The 18,074-nt window shown below is 41.0% G+C and carries 13 protein-coding genes, 3 tRNA genes and 1 pseudogene; 8 read left to right on the top strand and 9 right to left on the bottom strand.

Annotated elements, in window-relative coordinates; all coding sequences use genetic code 11:
• Positions 1–73 precede the first annotated feature (73 nt).
• Positions 74–259 carry a hypothetical protein gene (locus F565_RS0106360; protein WP_020212369.1) on the top strand — a complete coding sequence of 62 codons (186 nt, stop codon included), beginning with the start codon at positions 74–76 and terminating at the stop codon, positions 257–259.
• A gap of 81 nt (positions 260–340) precedes the next feature.
• The gene (locus F565_RS0106365; RefSeq protein ID WP_020212370.1) at positions 341–1,303 is read left to right on the top strand and encodes a hypothetical protein; all 963 of its coding nucleotides are present in this window, start codon (positions 341–343) and stop codon (positions 1,301–1,303) included.
• Between the two features lie 138 nt (positions 1,304–1,441).
• Here the strand turns inward: F565_RS0106365 and galE are convergent, their stop codons facing one another.
• Complete coding sequence (gene galE / locus F565_RS0106370; protein WP_020212371.1) at positions 1,442–2,458, bottom strand: UDP-glucose 4-epimerase GalE; 1,017 nt, start codon at positions 2,456–2,458, stop codon at positions 1,442–1,444.
• 82 nt (positions 2,459–2,540) lie between these two features.
• Positions 2,541–3,674, bottom strand: a complete 1,134-nt coding sequence (locus tag F565_RS0106375; RefSeq protein ID WP_020212372.1) for a DegT/DnrJ/EryC1/StrS family aminotransferase — start codon at positions 3,672–3,674, stop codon at positions 2,541–2,543.
• Between the two features lie 198 nt (positions 3,675–3,872).
• Between F565_RS0106375 and F565_RS0106380 the strand changes: the two genes are divergently transcribed.
• Both F565_RS0106380 and F565_RS0106385 read left to right on the top strand, forming a co-directional pair.
• Positions 3,873–5,117 carry a 3-deoxy-D-manno-octulosonic acid transferase gene (locus tag F565_RS0106380; protein WP_020212373.1) on the top strand — a complete coding sequence of 415 codons (1,245 nt, stop codon included), beginning with the start codon at positions 3,873–3,875 and terminating at the stop codon, positions 5,115–5,117.
• Entirely contained in the window at positions 5,098–5,550 is a 453-nt protein-coding gene (locus tag F565_RS0106385; protein WP_051087079.1) for a GNAT family N-acetyltransferase, read from the top strand. Before F565_RS0106380 ends, F565_RS0106385 begins: the two co-directional genes overlap by 20 nt.
• Positions 5,551–5,565: 15 nt before the next feature.
• Here F565_RS0106385 and F565_RS0106390 read toward each other — a convergent pair whose 3' ends face one another.
• From F565_RS0106390 to F565_RS0106405, 5 genes and pseudogenes are all read right to left on the bottom strand, one after another.
• Positions 5,566–7,695, bottom strand: coding sequence for an Ig-like domain-containing protein (locus F565_RS0106390; protein WP_020212375.1), 2,130 nt, complete (start codon positions 7,693–7,695; stop codon positions 5,566–5,568).
• A gap of 34 nt (positions 7,696–7,729) precedes the next feature.
• Positions 7,730–7,834: pseudogene (locus tag F565_RS23200) on the bottom strand (TrmH family RNA methyltransferase); the annotation flags it as partial.
• Positions 7,835–7,873: 39 nt separating this feature from the next.
• Positions 7,874–9,418: a WG repeat-containing protein gene (locus F565_RS0106395; RefSeq protein ID WP_154652544.1), complete on the bottom strand. Its 1,545-nt coding sequence runs from the start codon at positions 9,416–9,418 to the stop codon at positions 7,874–7,876.
• Between the two features lie 145 nt (positions 9,419–9,563).
• Positions 9,564–10,103: an RNA methyltransferase gene (locus tag F565_RS0106400; RefSeq protein WP_020212377.1), complete on the bottom strand. Its 540-nt coding sequence runs from the start codon at positions 10,101–10,103 to the stop codon at positions 9,564–9,566.
• 125 nt (positions 10,104–10,228) lie between these two features.
• Positions 10,229–10,684: a hypothetical protein gene (locus F565_RS0106405; RefSeq protein WP_020212378.1), complete on the bottom strand. Its 456-nt coding sequence runs from the start codon at positions 10,682–10,684 to the stop codon at positions 10,229–10,231.
• A gap of 168 nt (positions 10,685–10,852) precedes the next feature.
• Here F565_RS0106405 and mutS point away from each other — a divergent pair, with 168 nt between their 5' ends.
• The 4 genes from mutS (at position 10,853) to F565_RS0106430 (ending at position 13,900) form a co-directional block, all read left to right on the top strand.
• Complete coding sequence (gene mutS / locus F565_RS0106415; RefSeq protein ID WP_020212380.1) at positions 10,853–13,459, top strand: DNA mismatch repair protein MutS; 2,607 nt, start codon at positions 10,853–10,855, stop codon at positions 13,457–13,459.
• Positions 13,460–13,606: 147 nt separating this feature from the next.
• Positions 13,607–13,679 (top strand) — tRNA-Gly (locus tag F565_RS0106420).
• 16 nt (positions 13,680–13,695) lie between these two features.
• Positions 13,696–13,781 (top strand) — tRNA-Leu (locus F565_RS0106425).
• Positions 13,782–13,827: 46 nt separating this feature from the next.
• Positions 13,828–13,900: transfer RNA gene (locus F565_RS0106430), tRNA-Gly, on the top strand.
• A gap of 106 nt (positions 13,901–14,006) precedes the next feature.
• Here F565_RS0106430 and F565_RS0106435 read toward each other — a convergent pair.
• Both F565_RS0106435 and F565_RS22300 read right to left on the bottom strand, forming a co-directional pair.
• Complete coding sequence (locus tag F565_RS0106435) at positions 14,007–14,321, bottom strand: hypothetical protein (RefSeq protein WP_020212381.1); 315 nt, start codon at positions 14,319–14,321, stop codon at positions 14,007–14,009.
• 335 nt (positions 14,322–14,656) lie between these two features.
• Positions 14,657–18,013, bottom strand: a complete 3,357-nt coding sequence (locus F565_RS22300; protein WP_020212383.1) for a T9SS type B sorting domain-containing protein — start codon at positions 18,011–18,013, stop codon at positions 14,657–14,659.
• Positions 18,014–18,074: the final 61 nt, after the last annotated feature.

Genomic DNA, 18,074 nt, shown 5'->3' on the forward strand with positions numbered 1-18,074 from the left:
ATGTATAATTCAATCCCCAACACCGTTTGATGTTGGGGATTTTGTATATTTGGCTCAATGCAATTGTCTCATCATGAAAACCAAAAACTTCATACTTACCATAGTAGCATTCTTTTTAATAACGTTTATAATAGTGTTTTTAATAAGGATAAATAACGACCATAAAGAATGCGGAGAAACCACCACCTACGGTAAAAACAGCAAGGGTAACACAGTAATAAGCAAAAAACATATCTGTAAAGAAAAATTCTGTTTTTAATAAGTACCAATTAAATAACATGGCATAACGCAACCTTTACGATTTATAATACTCTATTTATAAATCACCAACCTCCCCGCTATGTTAAAAAAAATATTCTGGCTGCTTCCTGTAATATTGTGCTTAACATCCTGTGCTACAATTTTAGCCGGGAAAGAATATAATGTAAAGTTATATTCTAATACCCCTGATGCTAAAGCTAAAGTAAACGACAGTATATACATCCTGCCTGCTACAGTAACCGTATTGCGTTCTAACAAAGAACTACCTGTTGCATTGATCACAAATTCGGCAACTATAAATATACTATTGCAGCCCAGGGTTAACCCTTACTTTATTTATGGCAATTTACCTTTAGGCCTTTTAGGATACCCAATAGACCTTACCAACAATAAACGATTTTATTATGGAAGGGAAATCCTGCTCGACGATATTAATATTAATAACGACAGCCTGCAGGTACGCGAAAAGATTGATTATTTTAAGCGTGATTTCCCTACACATAAAGGGCAAATAAACATTATAGCCTCTATACCTTATGCCAATGGTTTCTACTTACAGCCTCACAAGGAGTCTGCTAAATCTTCTTTTGGGTTTTTAGGATTTTCCATTGGTGCCGAATATTTTTATAAAGACACTCAGTCGCTGAAATTTACAGCCGGAAGCAGTATCGATTTTGAATTTCCGTTTCCTGTACCGTTAGACCATTTTGACCCTTACGAAACGGCATCGGCAACAAATTTTACACTGACTAACAACCACAAAATTGGCCGCTTTACCCTTGGTTACGGACTTAACTATGCCATTTACAAATGGAGGATTATAAACCCGGACCATACTTTTCCTGTTTACGGACCTCAATCGAGAACACGAAACAGCCATGCTTATGGGTTAAGCTTTAATGCGTACCACCAGTTTAGCAAGTCGGTATTTTTAGGTGTGGTATATAACCCTACGTTTGTAAACAGTTTTCCTGTTACACAATTTAAATACCAGCACACTCTTAGCTTAGATTTACAATTTAAATTTACCCTGCATAAATAGCAGCGCAAATAACAAGAAATCCCAAGCCGTTTTGGCTTGGGATTTCTTGTTATTTATATGAGATTCTTCGGCTTCGTTGCACTCGCTCAGAATGACACTCTCATACTAAAACTGAACACCGCGACTGATCACTGAATACTATTTACTCCTCACCTTCTGTTCCCATTTCCAGGCAGAGGCAAGTGCATCTTCTAACGATAATTCGGCTTTCCAGCCCAACACATCATTAGCTTTAGTAGTATCGGCATACGCTTCGGTAACGTCGCCCTCCCTCTTAGGGACAATTTTATAGTTAAGCTGTTTTCCACTTGCCGCTTCAAATGCTTTTATCACTTCAAGAACCGATTTACCTTTACCGGTACCCAGGTTAAACACCTCAACTTTATCGGCGTTTTTGCTTTCTGTAAGGCGTTTAAGTGCCGTAACATGCGCTTTGGCAAGGTCTACCACATGAATGTAATCGCGCACGCAGGTACCATCGGGCGTTGGGTAATCATCACCAAAAACAGATAGTTGCTCGCGCAGGCCTATAGCAGTTTGTGTAATAAATGGCACAAGGTTTTGCGGTACGCCAAGCGGTAGTTCGCCAATATTAACCGATGGGTGCGCCCCAACCGGGTTAAAATAGCGCAATAATATAGCTTTTATGTTGCTAACATTAACCACATCGCGAATGATCTCCTCGCCTATCTGCTTTGTGTTTCCGTAAGGAGACATAGCGGGTTGTATAGGGCTATTTTCAGAAATCGGCATTTTCTCCGCCTGCCCGTACACGGTGCAAGACGAGCTGAATATAAAATTGGCTGCATCTTTTTTCTGTAATTCCTGAAGGATATACACTAATGCACCAAGATTGTTTTCATAATATAACAATGGGTTCTGTACACTCTCCCCTACCGCCTTAGAGGCAGCAAAATGGATAACTCCCGATACGTCTTCATGCTTTTTAAAGAACGACTGCACCGCAGTTTTATCACGCAAATCTATTTTTTCAAACTCCGGTTTAGTTCCGGTTATAGCCTCTATCCCTTCTAAAACTTCTACAGATGAGTTAGAGAGATCGTCTATAACTACTACTTCAAAACCCTCGTTCTGAAGTTCTACAACTGTGTGCGACCCTATAAAACCCAGTCCGCCGGTTACTAATATTTTCATTTTATAACTTATGATTGATTAGCTAAGAAAACGCTTAAGCTAAACGTTTATTATTTGTAGTACTAAAATACTTACAAACAATCTACTTGTTTAAAAACTCTAAAATACTGCCTGTTATAAAATCAATTTGTTCGTCGTCAAGCTCAGTATGCATCGGTAAAGAAATCACTTCCTTAACCAACTGGTTGGTTATCGGAAAATCTTCTTCATTGTAGCGTGCATCCGCATACGCTTTCTGGCTGTGTAATGGTATTGGATAATATATGGCACAAGGTATGCCCTTATCCAGCAGGTGCTGCATAAGCGCATCTCTGTCGGCATCAAGTATCCTTAACGTATACTGGTGAAAAACATGGCTATCTGTCGTACCGGTAACAACCGGGGTAACAACTTTAGCATGGTTAGCTAAAGCTGCGCTGTATTTATTGGCCGTTGCAAGCCTTGCTGCATTATAGGTATCCAGCAAAGGTAGTTTAGCATTAAGAACCGCTGCCTGCAGGCTGTCTAACCTGGAGTTTACACCTACCACATCATGGTGGTAACGCACATACATACCGTGGTTAACAATACCTCTTAAAGCATGGGCAAGATCATCGTCATTAGTAAAAATAGCGCCGCCATCGCCATAAGCACCAAGGTTTTTAGACGGAAAGAACGACGTAGATGCAACATGGCCCATTACTCCTGCCTTCTTTTTAGTACCGTTGGCAAAAGTATAATCGGCACCTATAGCCTGGGCGTTATCTTCAATAACATACAAGTTGTGCTCTTTGGCTACAGCCAAAATTTCTTCCATATTAGCTACCTGCCCAAAAAGGTGTACAGGTACAATAGCTTTGGTTTTTGGGGTAATTGCTTTTTTTATAGCATCTACAGATATGTTAAACGTATCTGCATCTACATCTACAAGTACCGGTGTAAGTTGCAATAATGCTATTACCTCTACCGTAGCAGCAAAAGTAAAATCGGCAGTAATTACCTCATCGCCAGGCTGCAGGCCGAGGCCCATCATGGCTATTTGTAAAGCATCGGTACCATTGGCACACGGTATAACATGTTTTACGCCAAGATACTGCTCAAGGTCTTTCTGGAATTTATGAACCTGAGGCCCATTAATATATGCTGTGTTATCTAATACTTCCTGTATAGAAGCATTTACGGTTTCTTTTATCTGATCATATTGCCCCTTAAGGTCAACCATCTGTATTTTTCTCATATCTTACATCCCTTACCGTTAGTTGCCAGGGGAAAAAATTTAAGTTATTAATGAGTACAAAAATAATTAACTTTAATGAGTAATTGCCTTATAAAATACTTTTTTAAAGCACCTGATATAAAACAGTAATACAGCCTGAACGACCTCCATGCATTGCTAAAAAAAATAACCGTAATTTTGCCTTTATAAACCCGCGTTATGTTTTTTATATACAGCCTGCTTACCCATATTGCCCGTTTTGTGCTAAACATTATAGCTCTTTTTAGCCCTAAGATAAAGTTGTTTGTACAGGGCCGTAAAAACGTATTTACAACGCTGGCGCAACAAATAAACCCACAGGATAAAACCATCTGGTTTCATGCGGCATCGTTAGGCGAATATGAGCAGGGGTTGCCTATCATGGAGAAGGTTAGAGCCCTATACCCCAACCATAAAATTGTACTTACCTTTTTTTCGCCGTCAGGTTATGAGGTACGTAAGAATACCAGGGCTGCCGATGTTACCGTGTATTTACCTTTAGATACATTGGCTAATGCCAAAAAATTCATGCATCTGGTGCATCCTGATATGGCTTTTTTTATTAAGTATGAGTTTTGGCCCAATTACCTTAACGAGCTTAAAAAGGCTAATGTACCCACTTATCTCGTTTCGGGGTTATTCAGGCCTAACCAGGCTTTCTTTAAGTGGTATGGTGGTTTTTACCGCGAGGCATTTAAGGCATTCAGCCACTTTTTTGTACAATACGATAACTCTAAGCAACTGCTCAATAAAATAGGGTTTACTAATGTTACCGTAAGCGGCGACACCCGTTACGACCGTGTAAGCGAAATACTGGAACGCGACAATAACCTGCCTTTTATAGAAGAATTTATTAACGGCAATGTTACTGTAGTTTTAGGCAGTTCGTGGCCAAAGGACGAAAACCTTATGTTCGATTTTATAAATTCGGCAGTTAATGTAAAATTCATTATTGCACCCCATACGCTTGGCGAAGACCATATAAACGACATTAATAAAAACATACACAGGCAAACAGTCTTATTTACCGAAAAAGATGGTAAGAACCTTGCCGAATATGATGTAATCATCATCAACACAATAGGTATTTTGGGCAAGATTTACAGCTATGCCGATGTTGCTTACGTGGGCGGAGGCTTTGGCACTGCAGGCCTGCATAATATACTGGAACCTGCTGCCTTTGGTGTACCCGTAATCATTGGGCCTAACCATAATAAGTTCCCGGAGGCGGTGGCATTGGTACAAATGGGTGGCGTTATTGCCGTGAATGATAAAGCCGAAATGGAAGATGCACTGTCATCACTTATTTATAACGATGATTACCGTTGGGAGAAAGGCCATATAGCGGGCACTTTTGTGAGCATGAACCGTGGGGCAGTAAACACTATCATTAATTACATAACAAATGAGCACCCCACAGTTTAGATCCTTTGAAAGCATTGATGCCTCCATTGTGGTAGCCATGATGGAAGCGTTTTATGCCATAGACAACTACCCTATGGATGTGGCAGTAGCCAAAGATTTGTTTTTGGAGTTTATTCACAATGAGTCGCTTGGCCGCGGGTGGACAATTGTGCTTGATGGCGAAGTTATGGGTTACTTTATCCTGACCTTCATTTTTAGTTTTGAGTATAAAGGGCGTATTGCTTTTCTGGACGAATTGTTTATTTCAGAAAAGGCGCGTGGCAAAGGACTCGGTAAACAAGCACTTGAATTTATGGCAAAACAGGCAAAGCTACTCTCTTTAAAAATTATTTACCTCGAAATAGAAAATCATAATGAAGCTGCCAAAAAGCTTTACTTGTCTAAAGGTTTTGCAGTACATAACCGCGGTTTAATGAAGATGGTGGTGCAGTAAGCATTTGTATTTACCTTACCTCAACAACGAAAAGTGTCCTTTTATTTCGGGGGTTACTTCATCCAGTTTTACAATATACCAATAATCAGATGCCGGTAGCGGGCTGCCGTTTAAAGTTCCATCCCAAAAACGGTTTTGGCGGTTAAGGCTTATTATAAATTTGCCGTAACGGTCAAATATATCAATTGTAGCCTGTGGCAGCGATGGCATATCGGCCAGGGTAAACACATCATTTACAAGGTCGCCGTTTGGCGTAAACACTTTAGGGATAAGGTCTATAAAAAATGTTTTATTATCTATGCCGCACAGGTTTATAGAACGTGCATATACTCTATACACGCCACTCCCTAAATTCCTGAATACCGGCGATGACTGGTAATTAATCCTGTCGAGCGAATAGGTATAGTTTTCAGGGGTAGCATCTGCCATGATAACAGTAGCTGTGGTGCTGGTTACAGCTACGCTGGCAATATCGGGCGCGGCAAGTTCGGTAACAATAAATGTACGCGTAGTGCTGCAACCAGACGCATTAGTTAGCACAACGCTATAGGTGCCGGGCTCATCTACCTCAATAATTGCAGTCATATCTGCGGCGGCAGTATCCCATACGTAACCAGTCACACCGGCCATAGTAGCATCAAGATCAACACTACTACCTTCGCAGAAATTAATAGCGGTATCTGCAATAGCAGCGGGAGCATCAAAATGGTTTACCGTTACAGACTCTCTCGCAGCCGAAATGCAACCATTAACACTAACTGCCTCGGCATAAAAAGTAGTATTTGCTGTAACGGCAGGCGCTGTAAATGGGCTGCCCATACCTATCTCAGTACCGCCTGTAGCAGTAGTATACCAGTGTATTGTACCCTCAGATGCTGTTGCTTGTAAAACCGGAGGCTCTGTACCGCATACCACAACTACAGCATTAGTAACCGCTACAGTAGGGATAAGATTTACAACAGCCCTTACGGCAGTACGCGTAGCAGTGGTACAGGTAGCATCATAAGCCGATGCATAGTATGTTGTAGTTTGTGTAAGTATAGGTGTCGTAAAACCTGCACCGGTAGTATCAGTATAAATTGGTGTACCACCGTTAGCATCTGCATACCAGTACACAATACCCGTATTGGCAGTTGCCGTAAGGGTGACAGAACTACCCGTACCACAGGCAGCCGCTGCTGCTGCACTTGCAGTTATACCGGATATACTTATAGTTGTAGTAGCCGATATGTTTAAAACAGGGTCGCCGGTGGTACCGCCATACTCTACAATATATCCTTTAGCCTGGTAATCTCCGTTGGGGTCGCCATTAACGTTAAGGTCATTCCATGCCCCTGCAATACCTACTCCCGGTGCTGTTATATGTGCGTAGTCTTCTTCGTTCATGTTATTAGGCTCATTAACATTCCAGTACGCAAAATTAGGCGTGGAGCCATTTACTGTACCATTCCAAAAAACAGTTCCTGCTTCAGGGCCGGTAACCCACTTCCATACGCCTTCTGTTTCTGCATCGCTTCCACCTATCCAGCCCGTACCGGTTGCCTGCTCCCCACAAAGCTGCGCCTCATCTGCAGATAGTAATGTAGCAAGATACCCTGTAAGTCCGTAATACCTGCTTGCTGCTGCAGCATCTCTGGCAGACGTCCAGCTAATTCCTAAAGAGGGTATATATAAATAGTAATGTTGTGTAGATTCTAAGTAATTTGCCGCCCCTATAGATATAGAGAACGTGCGCGTGCCGGTTGGGTTTGTAGCACTACTGTTATAAGTTACATTATTAACGGCAGCCTCAAATGTAGCAAAGGGTAATTGCTGGCCCGCACTACCGCGAAGGGTTAATTTTCCGGCAGCGGCGTTCCATGTTGCGGCAACACCAGCAACGGGCGTGGTAAGCGCTAATATGTCCTGGCCGTTTACATAGCCCGATGATATTTGTACATACACTGCCTCAAGAGTGGTATCGGCAGGGTCAGGGTCGGTTACAGAAAAAGAAGTTACTACATTTACCGGGCTGCCCGGACAGTACACCTGGTTGCCCGTAGCCACCACCACAGGCGGATTGTTAGTTTGCGCAAAGCCCGCAAAACTATAGCAAAGCAATAAAACAAACTGTATCTTTATATATAACGATGTAGAATTCTTCATTTCGTAAAAATAGTAAAATATTTTTACGGCGTTACTAATTTTTTGGGTAATGCAGCTTCTGGAAAACATCCCATACCACAATACCTGCACTAACCGAGATATTGAGCGAATGCTTGGTGCCTAATTGCGGGATCGTTATACTTTAAGCCCTTATAAATCTAATGACACATTAGTAATATTATTGTTTAAATTCACGCCCATTTTTATCTGTATAAAAATAAATTCCTGATGCAGTTTCAACTTTAAATAGGAAATAATGCTTGTTTGCGATATAAAAATTTTTAAATAATTTAATGGATTTGTACCGGGGCGGGACATTGAAATAATTTTGCTGATATGCTCCCTTTTTTCCATTATTGATAGTGGTTTGAAACTCCGGATATTCTGAAATGACGTCATCATAAGCAGCAGGGATTATTGTTTGATGGTCATACAGCAATCCATATCTCCCATTTTTTTTGATTTTAAAATATCCTGGAAATTCGGATTTTTGATTTTTGTCTGACGTAATTTGATTGTACGGTATCAAATCGTCATATTCCTCCCCTGCAATACCGTTATCCCACAATAATTTAATGCTACCTTTATGCAATACTGTAAAATATTGATTCTCGCTTTTAGGTATAAAGCTATAACTGTCAAACTCAAACCCTGTTAATATCTTAGCGCTATTAAAGTTATATACAGCATATCTTCTGTTTTTCTCTAGTAATATCTCATCAGTATACACACTATGAAACTTTATATTATCATATTCTATCGCAACGACTGTTCGACCTGAAATATAGAAACCATATTTGCCATTTTGTTTTACTAGAAATTTTGAAGTTCCTGCCTCTGATATAGAGTCATATATTGCCGGCATTATTACATTTTTAACAAGCCTTTTGCTGCTGCCTTGCAGAGCATAAGAAAAGTTCACATACCCCTGCTTCCCACCTTCACGGTATTTTACATACTTATTTATTGGTGTAATTTCAAAGGGCATAATTCTTTTAAGATCCTCCGGAGAGGCATCCTTCTTAAGGTTTTGTATTTGCCTGGCAAGTTCCTCTTCGTTTTTTTTCTCTTTTGCTTTCTTTTGATATTCCTTAGTTGTTGCCTGAGGTGCAATGTCAGCAGATCCAATGCTATATATGGGATCCTTAAATGTAGCAGCCACCTTTCCGCCCTTATATCCCTTAAAGAAAGGTTTTTCAAAAATAATTTTATCATACTCCGGCTTAAGTGCTATAGAGGGAGTTTGGTAATCCATATATAAAAGGCCTTGTTTTCCTTTTACTGTAATCCTATAAGCATGGCTCACAATAGGTTCTATCTTATCATATAAGGGTTCTGCCAATATAACAAAACCACCTGTCATACCTTCATATAAACTGCCAAACTTATAAAGGTACATACCTACTTTGCCTGATTTAAAAATCTTCGAGGCCGTAGGGCTTACAGAATCATATTGCTTTAAATGCTGTACATTATTATGGTCAATAATAATTGTACGGTTTCCTTGTTTTACGAAGTAGAACGACTGCTTGCTTTCCACATCAACAATCATATCAACAAAACCATCATATGTGGGCTGAACCTTGACAATTCCTGTAGTATCGCAAAGCCCCCATTTATTTTCAGACCTGTAGGGCATCAAAAAATAGTCATTGTCCCAGCTATTGAAAAGATTTACGATAGTCAGCAGAAGAATTATTTTTACGGAGATTGCTAATTTCATAGACTACAACTTTATCGAATTAAGAATTACTGAAGATGTTAGGAAATTGCGGTCTATCGAAATTGTATATCGGCAGTTTTTCTTGCGTGAACTAAAACTCCGATTCATCCTTTCGTAAAAATAGTAAAATATTTTTACGGCGTTACTAATTTTTTGGGTAATGCAGCTTCTGGAAAACATCCCATACCACAATACCTGCACTAACCGAGATATTGAGCGAATGCTTGGTGCCTAATTGCGGAATTTCGAAAACGCCATCGCATAAAGAAACGGCTTCCTGCGCAACTCCTCTAACTTCATTACCAAAAACAAGAGCATATTTTTCGCCATCTGCAGGCACAAAATCCTGTAACAAAACAGCATCTTCCACCTGCTCTATAGCAAGCACCTTTACACCTTCTTGTTTTAATGAGGCAATGGTTTGCAGCACATCTTTATTATATTCCCACGCCACGGTATCGGTAGCGCCAAGGGCAGTTTTGTGAATTTCTTTATTAGGAGGTGTAGCCGTTATACCACACAGGTATATTTTTTCGATAAGAAAGGCATCGGCTGTCCTAAAAACCGACCCAATATTATGCAGGCTGCGCACATCATCAAGCACAATTATAAGGGGTGTTTTACCGGCCTGTTTAAATTCTTCCTGATTTTTACGGCCCAGCTCGCTATTGGCTAATTTTCTCATTTGGTAATTTTGGTTATAAATGCAAAATTAAACTATTACCACATTACCGCCGGTATTTAGCAAAAAAATAACCGCTCCCAAATGCAGAATGGAACGGTTACCTTAAAAAAACGATATAATCTTAATTACGATTTTTTTATAGTTTCTATTTTCTTTAACCCCATATTACTATGGTTTTTCTTTAAAGATTCCTGCCATTTAACATATTGTTCCTTGCTCAATATATTCTTCATTTTAGTATCAAAAGCCGTGTTTTCTTCTTTCATCTTTTTCTCCATAGCAGCGTGGTCATGCTGTTCGCCTTTTTCCATCTTTTTTAATTCCGGAGCCAGGGCAGCACGGTTTTTTTCCTGCTCTTCATAAAGCACCTTTACCTTAGCCTGCTGAATATCATTTAGGTTAAGTTCTTTTGCAATTTGTTTAGCCTGTTCGTCCGGCGTTACTTTATGCAGCTTTTTTTCGTTCTTAATTTTGTCGCCAATTGGCCTCTCTACACTTTTAACACTTTGTTTAACCGGCTTTTCCTGTGCATAACTACCTATTGCAGCCAGAAGTAAAAGGCCCATAACTATTTTTTTCATGGTGTATTTGTTTTTATTAAAGTATAAAGATAGCAAATTACAATTAGCCCAAAAATTAAATGAGGTGAATCTTACAAAAAGTGCGGTAAATAACATGACGATTTATACGCTTCTTACTTGCATTTTTTTTGATTAAATTCGCCCTTCACAATTGTAATACGTATTCCATTGGCTTCTAAAGAAAAGACTGCAAAAGAAACCCCATTAATGAAACAGTATAACGCCATTAAGGTTAAATACCCTGATGCCTGCCTGCTGTTTCGCGTAGGCGATTTTTATGAAACCTTTGGCGAAGATGCCGTAAGGGCAGCCGGCATACTGGGAATAGTACTTACAAAACGAGGAGCAGGCAGCGAAACCGAAACTGCGCTTGCCGGTTTTCCGTACCACTCGCTTAACACCTATTTACCCAAGCTTGTAAAAGCAGGCCTGCGTGTTGCCATTTGCGATCAGCTGGAAGACCCTAAGATGACAAAGACCATAGTAAAACGTGGTGTTACAGAACTTGTTACTCCCGGGGTATCTATGAACGATGAGGTGCTGCACAGCAAATCGAACAACTTTTTAGCTTCGGTTTACTTTGGGCGAAAAAGCCTTGGCATCTCTTTCCTCGATGTATCTACCGGCGAATTTTTAACAGCACAGGGCAATGAGGAGTATATAGATAAGCTGCTGCAAAACTTTAGCCCCAGCGAAGTCCTTGTTTCTAAAAATGAGAAAGGCACTTTTAGGGATGCATTTGGCGAGAACCACCATACTTTTTACCTGGAAGACTGGGTATATAAAGAAGACTATGCTTTTGAGAGCCTTACCTCCCACTTTGGCACCAATTCCCTTAAAGGTTTTGGCGTGGAAGAATTGCAGGAAGGTATTATAGCGAGTGGTGCTGTGCTATATTATTTATCTGAAACGCAGCATAACCGCGTGCAGCACATAACATCCATTCAGCGTATTGCAGAGGATGCGTATGTGTGGATGGACCGTTTTACCATTCGTAATTTAGAACTTTACCAAAGCCCAAACCTTAACGCCGTAACATTGCTCGATGTTATAGACCGCACCCTTTCACCCATGGGCAGTCGCCTGCTTAAACGCTGGCTGGCGCTCCCGCTTAAGGATGCCAATAAAATACGTGCTCGCCATGAGGTGGTAAGCTACCTAAAAGACAATAAAAGTACGCTGCAAAAAATACAGCAGCAAATAAAACAAATATCCGATTTAGAGCGGCTTATCTCTAAAATAGCTACCGGTAGGGTTTCTCCCCGCGAGGTAATGTACCTTAAAGATTCTCTCGATGCTATTGTACCTATAAAAAAACTGGCTTTAGAGAGCCCTAACGACGCCCTTAAAGCCATTGGCGACAGCCTGCACTCCTGCGACCTGCTGCGCGAAAAAATACGCACAACCCTGCACCCCGAAGCTCCCGTTGCCATAAGCAAAGGCAACGCTATTGCACACGGCATTCACCCGGAACTTGATGAGCTGCGTGCCATTTCTTTCTCGGGCAAGGAATATCTGGAAGGTATAGAGAAACGGGAATCAGCAGCTACCGGGATAGCATCGCTTAAAATATCTTTTAATAATGTATTTGGGTATTATATAGAAGTTAGAAATACACATAAAGACAAAGTACCTGCCGAATGGACACGCAAGCAAACCCTTGTGAATGCCGAGCGTTACATTACCGAAGAACTTAAGGTATATGAAACAAAAATTCTTGGGGCTGAGGAAAAGATACACCATTTAGAAACACAGTTGTTTGACCAGCTTGTGGCGTGGATAAGCACCTACATAAAACCGGTACAGCTTAACGCCAGCCTTGTGGCACAAATGGACTGCCTGGCATCGTTTACCCAACTGGCTATAGAGAATAAATATGTATGCCCGGAAATTGATGAAAGCCATGAGCTTGACATTAAAGAAGGCCGCCACCCGGTTATAGAAAAACAACTACCGGTGGGTACACCCTACATTACTAACGATGTGTACCTGGACCGCGACAGCCAGCAGATAATTATGATAACGGGGCCCAACATGTCGGGTAAATCGGCCATACTGCGGCAAACGGCACTTATAGTGCTGCTGGCACAAATGGGAAGTTTTGTACCCGCAAAGGCAGCACGACTTGGTGTGGTAGACAAAATTTTTACCCGCGTGGGCGCATCAGACAATATATCTATGGGCGAATCTACCTTTATGGTAGAGATGAATGAAACGGCGAGCATCCTTAACAACCTTAGCGACCGGAGCCTTATATTGCTTGACGAAATAGGCCGTGGCACGAGTACATACGACGGCATCTCTATAGCGTGGGCCATTGCCGAATTTTTGCACGAGCACCCTGCACAGCCTAAAACGCTGTTTGCCACGCACTACCATGAACTTAACGAGATGCAGGACATTTTTACCCGCATCCAGAACTTTAATGTATCTGTAAAAGAACTTAAAGATACTGTACTGTTTATACGCAAGCTTGTAAAGGGCGGCTCTGCACACAGCTTTGGTATACATGTAGCCAGGATGGCCGGCATGCCGCAAACAGTAATACAAAAGGCGCAAAAACTGCTTAAAAAACTGGAGAAAGACCATAGTGGCGAGGCTCTGGGTGCTATTAAGGCACAGGCTAAAGACGAGCTGCAACTAAGCTTTTTTAACCTGGACGACCCGTTGCTGGAAGAGATAAAGCAGGAAATAATGAACCTTGACATAAACACCCTTACCCCGGTAGAGGCATTAATGAAGCTTAACGAGATAAAAAGGATGCTTGTTAAATAAGATAGTAAAAAAGTTTACATTTTAAGGCAAACGTTATCAGAAAGTTATGTTTTTAATGAAAAAATATTTAGAAAAACGCTTGCCAGTCTCGAAAACAGCCGTATATTTGCACCCGTAATAACAACGAAACGTTCTTTTACTTTTAATGCGAAAATAGCTCAGTTGGTAGAGCGCGACCTTGCCAAGGTCGAGGTCGCGGGTTCGAATCCCGTTTTTCGCTCAGATTTACCTTCAATGCTCGAGTGGTGGAATCGGTAGACACGCTGGACTTAAAATCCAGTGGGTAGCAATGCCCGTGCGGGTTCAAGTCCCGCCTTGAGTACAAAGTATCAAAAGCTTCAATTTATTTTGAGGCTTTTTTTATGACTGCGAAAATAGCTCAGTTGGTAGAGCGCGACCTTGCCAAGGTCGAGGTCGCGGGTTCGAATCCCGTTTTTCGCTCACATTTATTGTATTAAAAAAGCCTTAACTATGTTGAGGCTTTTTTTATGGATTGTAGTTGAGAAGATTATATAAAATAAGTATCATATAGCTGCTGTTATTGGGCTTATCCGTCACAATAAATAATCATGTCATCTTTACTTTTATCATAGATAAACAAATATCCAAAATAGCACCCTGCGAGGTAAAAATCACCCTTACGATTCTTATAAACCGTAGGGTAATCAACACTATCTTTATTATTAAGAAAAATAATCTCAGAGCCATTAAGCTTAAAGTCCTGATTACAAGAAATAGGATCGCCTAAATTTCGACCTCTTTCATTGAGCCACGACGTTTCTACCCTTTCAGGCATCCACAAAAACCTGTCGATAATTAGTAATGATATAAGTACTAAAACTATTATTACTTTTCTTTTCATTATTTGCGATTATAATTACACGGGGTTAATGCGGCAAAGTAGGGAAATTGTTTTTTAACTAAGTATAATTTTATGGATAAGCCAAAAGTGGATGATTCGCAGTTGTTAGTAGCTGCACTACTGTGCTTACTCCGATGAAACACCCTGTAAACTTTTACCTTTTCATGCACGGTAACTTTCCTTTATATTAGCAATAATCATTTATTTTTTAAATGCATTTTAAGATTTATTGTCAAAATCATAATTGTCATTAATTTTAAAATTATCGCCAAATATGTTAATTTTATTGTCCCTCCTTATTTTTACAACCACAGCATCTATACACCTTATCATATTCACCTCAACAATGAAAAGTGCCCTTTCACTACCCTGCCATCCGGTAAGGTAAGCACGTACCAATAATCGGTTGCAGGCAGTGGATTACCTTTAAAGGTACCATCCCATCCCGGGCCATTACGGTCTACATTACTGAGCAATTTACCATAGCGGTCGTAAATGTATAAAGTGCTATTAAAATAAGCAGACCCATTAAGGCCGGCAATCCTCCAGTAATCGTTGGCAAGGTCGCCATTAGGTGTAAAATATTTAGGGATAGAAAGTACGGCAACCTGTTGTTTTGTTATACCACATCCCTGGCTGTCGTACACATACAGTGTGTGCAGCCCGGCATCTACGTCTTTAAAATATGGTTCTGCCTGCCATGGCCCGTTTGGCTTATCAAGGCTGTACAGGTAGGTAGTGGTTACCCCTCCCGCAGGCGATACTACAACGGCAACCGTATTGGTATCGCGCAGGTCTTCTACAACAACATTGTTAATAACAGCAACATTGCCGGGCACTACGGTTATGGTACGCACCTTACCGCAGGGCGTATCAGGATAGGTAATATCTGTAACTGTAACGGTGTAAACCCCCGGCTCATTAACGCTAATAGTAGCCGTAACAGCACCTGTAGACCATGCAAAACGTAAATTTGTTCCTCTTAACCCGGCATCAAGCGTTATATAATCGCGGGTGTTAAGGCATACCACATCGGTATCGGTAACATCTATATCAGGCAACGGATATACATCTAATATTATTTCCTGCAGGGCAGTACAATCATTATTTGTCTCTATACGTGCATACACACTCTGGCGGTTAGAAACTGTGGTAGTGTACGTGCTGCTTACAGGGTTTTGCTCTAACAACGCGTCATTTTCGGAAGCATAATATACAACCGAATTTGCCGGTGTCTCAATATTAAGGCTCGTCAGTTCAAATTCTGCCAGGCCATCTTCTGTACCGTCATCATCGCAGCGCGCAAGGCTTAAAGCGGCTACTGTATTTGCAGTAACCTGTAGCGTTAATGGCAATATCCTGTAACATCCGGTAATGGTATTAGTAGCCTTAGCCGCTATTTGCTGTGGGTTTGAGGTATTTGTGAAAGCTCCGGCAATAACATCGTTATCATTTTCGGCATCAGTTACAGAGTTGTAATAGGTTACAATAATGTCCGGATTATCATTAGTAAACTGCGCATCGGCCTGGGCAAGGTTAAATTGTGTAAATCCATCAGGATTTGTACCAAGGTCGCATTGTACAAGCACTGCCAGCTGATTATTTACAGGCAGGGCATTAACCGCAAGTGTAACAGGTACTATCCCGAAACATGCCGGATAAGTATCATTAACAATACGGGCATACACAATTTGCGAACCCGGTGTGGTATTATAAAAGCTTTGCTGCAGCATACTGCCGGCTGTTTGCGCCTGTGCAGCAGCCTCACTACTATAATAAGTTGTTGTAAAACCGGCAGCCTGTACTAACTGTGCAGTAACGTTAGCAAGTATAAAGGTTGCCTTGCCGTTTGTATCGTCGCCATCCTGTACATCATCACATATACCAAAGGTAGTGTTACCCAGAACAGGCGTATTAGATGCGGTAATTTGCAAAGTTGTTACAGCGTAGCAATTAGTGTTACTATTATTCTGAACCCTTATATAAAGCACTTGCGGGTTTGTAATGTTGGTATAAATTGCAGGCAGCGGTTGCTGCATGGCATCGGCATCCTGCTGGCTTGCAAAATAGCGCACTGTAAAATTGTCTGCGTTTTGTGTGCCAAGCACAGTTGGGGTAACTGCGGCCAGATTAAAATCGGCAAAGCCATTATTATCAGGGTCACACTCTGTAAGCGGTGCAGGGGCATTAGCTACAGGCATGGCACTAATAGTTATTGTTTTTTGTATGGTTTCTGTTTCTCCTGCACGGGTTATAGCAGCTGTAACATTATAATCTCCAGGGGTTGCGTAAAGGTGCTGTGGCGCATCCTGGGCAGAAGTTACAGAACCCTCGCCAAAATTCCATAAAACAGCATCGTAAGTAGTACTTACCTGAAGCCTGAAATCTGTAGGCACGCCCTGGCAACTGCCGGTAGCTATAATATTTGCATTAAAAAGGGACGTAATAAAAGGTGGCAGACCAAATATAGATATAGAGCCTGCCGGCAAAGGCACATCCTGAGTTCTGTAACCGCATAGTACTCCATCCTCTTCAGGGTTATTTATTACATCTATGGCAGTGCCTCCATTTACGGCGCGGTAAATTTTTCCGTTAGGGCCAAGCTGTAATGATGTAGAGCTTTGGTTTGAAGACAGTAAAACTTCTGATGAAGGTATATTTGTATTTAGCAGATCAAACTGTACAACCCTGCCTAGGTTTTCGCGTTCATCATAAGATGCATACAGTTTTTTAGCTAATGGCGAAAACTCCAGACCGTAAGGGTTCATGCTGTCTTTTACAAGCACCGGGTTAGATACCTGGCCCGTAGCATTATTAAAATTATATAGGTAAACAACACCATTATTAACAGCAAGATCTGTAACAGTGCCTATTTGCTGGTGTGCAATTGCAATATACTTTCCATCTGGCGATGCTTTTATACAGCCTATAGCATTGCGGCGATAGCCACTTACGGGTACTACTGGGGTAATTTGTGTTACAATGGGAGTTTCGGCAACGCCATTTTGCCCTACAAAAAAAGAGTAAAATTTATCTATAAACTGGGTTACAACCCAAAAGCCGGTACCGTCGAGATTTTTTACGGCAGTTACCTTTTCAGAGCATTTGTATTTTGCTTCGTCTGTAATATCAGGATTATAAGTATACAATTGCACATTGCGGGTAGTAATATCGCCAATACTGCCATTAGTACCTGTAATAGACAAATCTACTACAGAGTAATTAAGCCCGTTATTAAAACCATCATCGCTGTTGGGCACAGTCTCGCCATTGCCATAATCTCCGGTAAACTGGTTGGGGTAAACAGCAGCGTTAAGATGGTGGGGTTCATCTACCGTAAAAATATAGTAAATATTAGGGTCGTTCTTTTTAGGTAGTATAATTGCCGACTGCGTGCTTGACGGATCGCCCAACAACCCTGTACCCCCAAAATAATTACCATTAGGCATTAGTACATGGTTACGGTCCCATACGCTTCGCCCATCGGTATAAAATAAAAGATTGCCCTCAGTATCAGATATAGAGCTGCAACCCTCGTTGGTATTCATACGGCTGCCGCTAAGCGGCACTACAGAGCCATCGTTTAAAAACTGTATACCGGCACCCCTGCCAAAGTACCAGTTGTTAGCTTCCTTTTGGGCAAATATGGGTATTGTAATAAAGAATAGGAATAATAGGGTATAATTTTTCATTAAAATGCAATTATATCAAAATTAAAGTATTTTAGCTTACCTGCATTAAAAGATGCTTTTA

Origin of the sequence: Flavobacterium rivuli WB 3.3-2 = DSM 21788 (assembly GCF_000378485.1) — a bacterium.
In the GTDB taxonomy this organism is placed as follows: domain Bacteria; phylum Bacteroidota; class Bacteroidia; order Flavobacteriales; family Flavobacteriaceae; genus Flavobacterium; species Flavobacterium rivuli.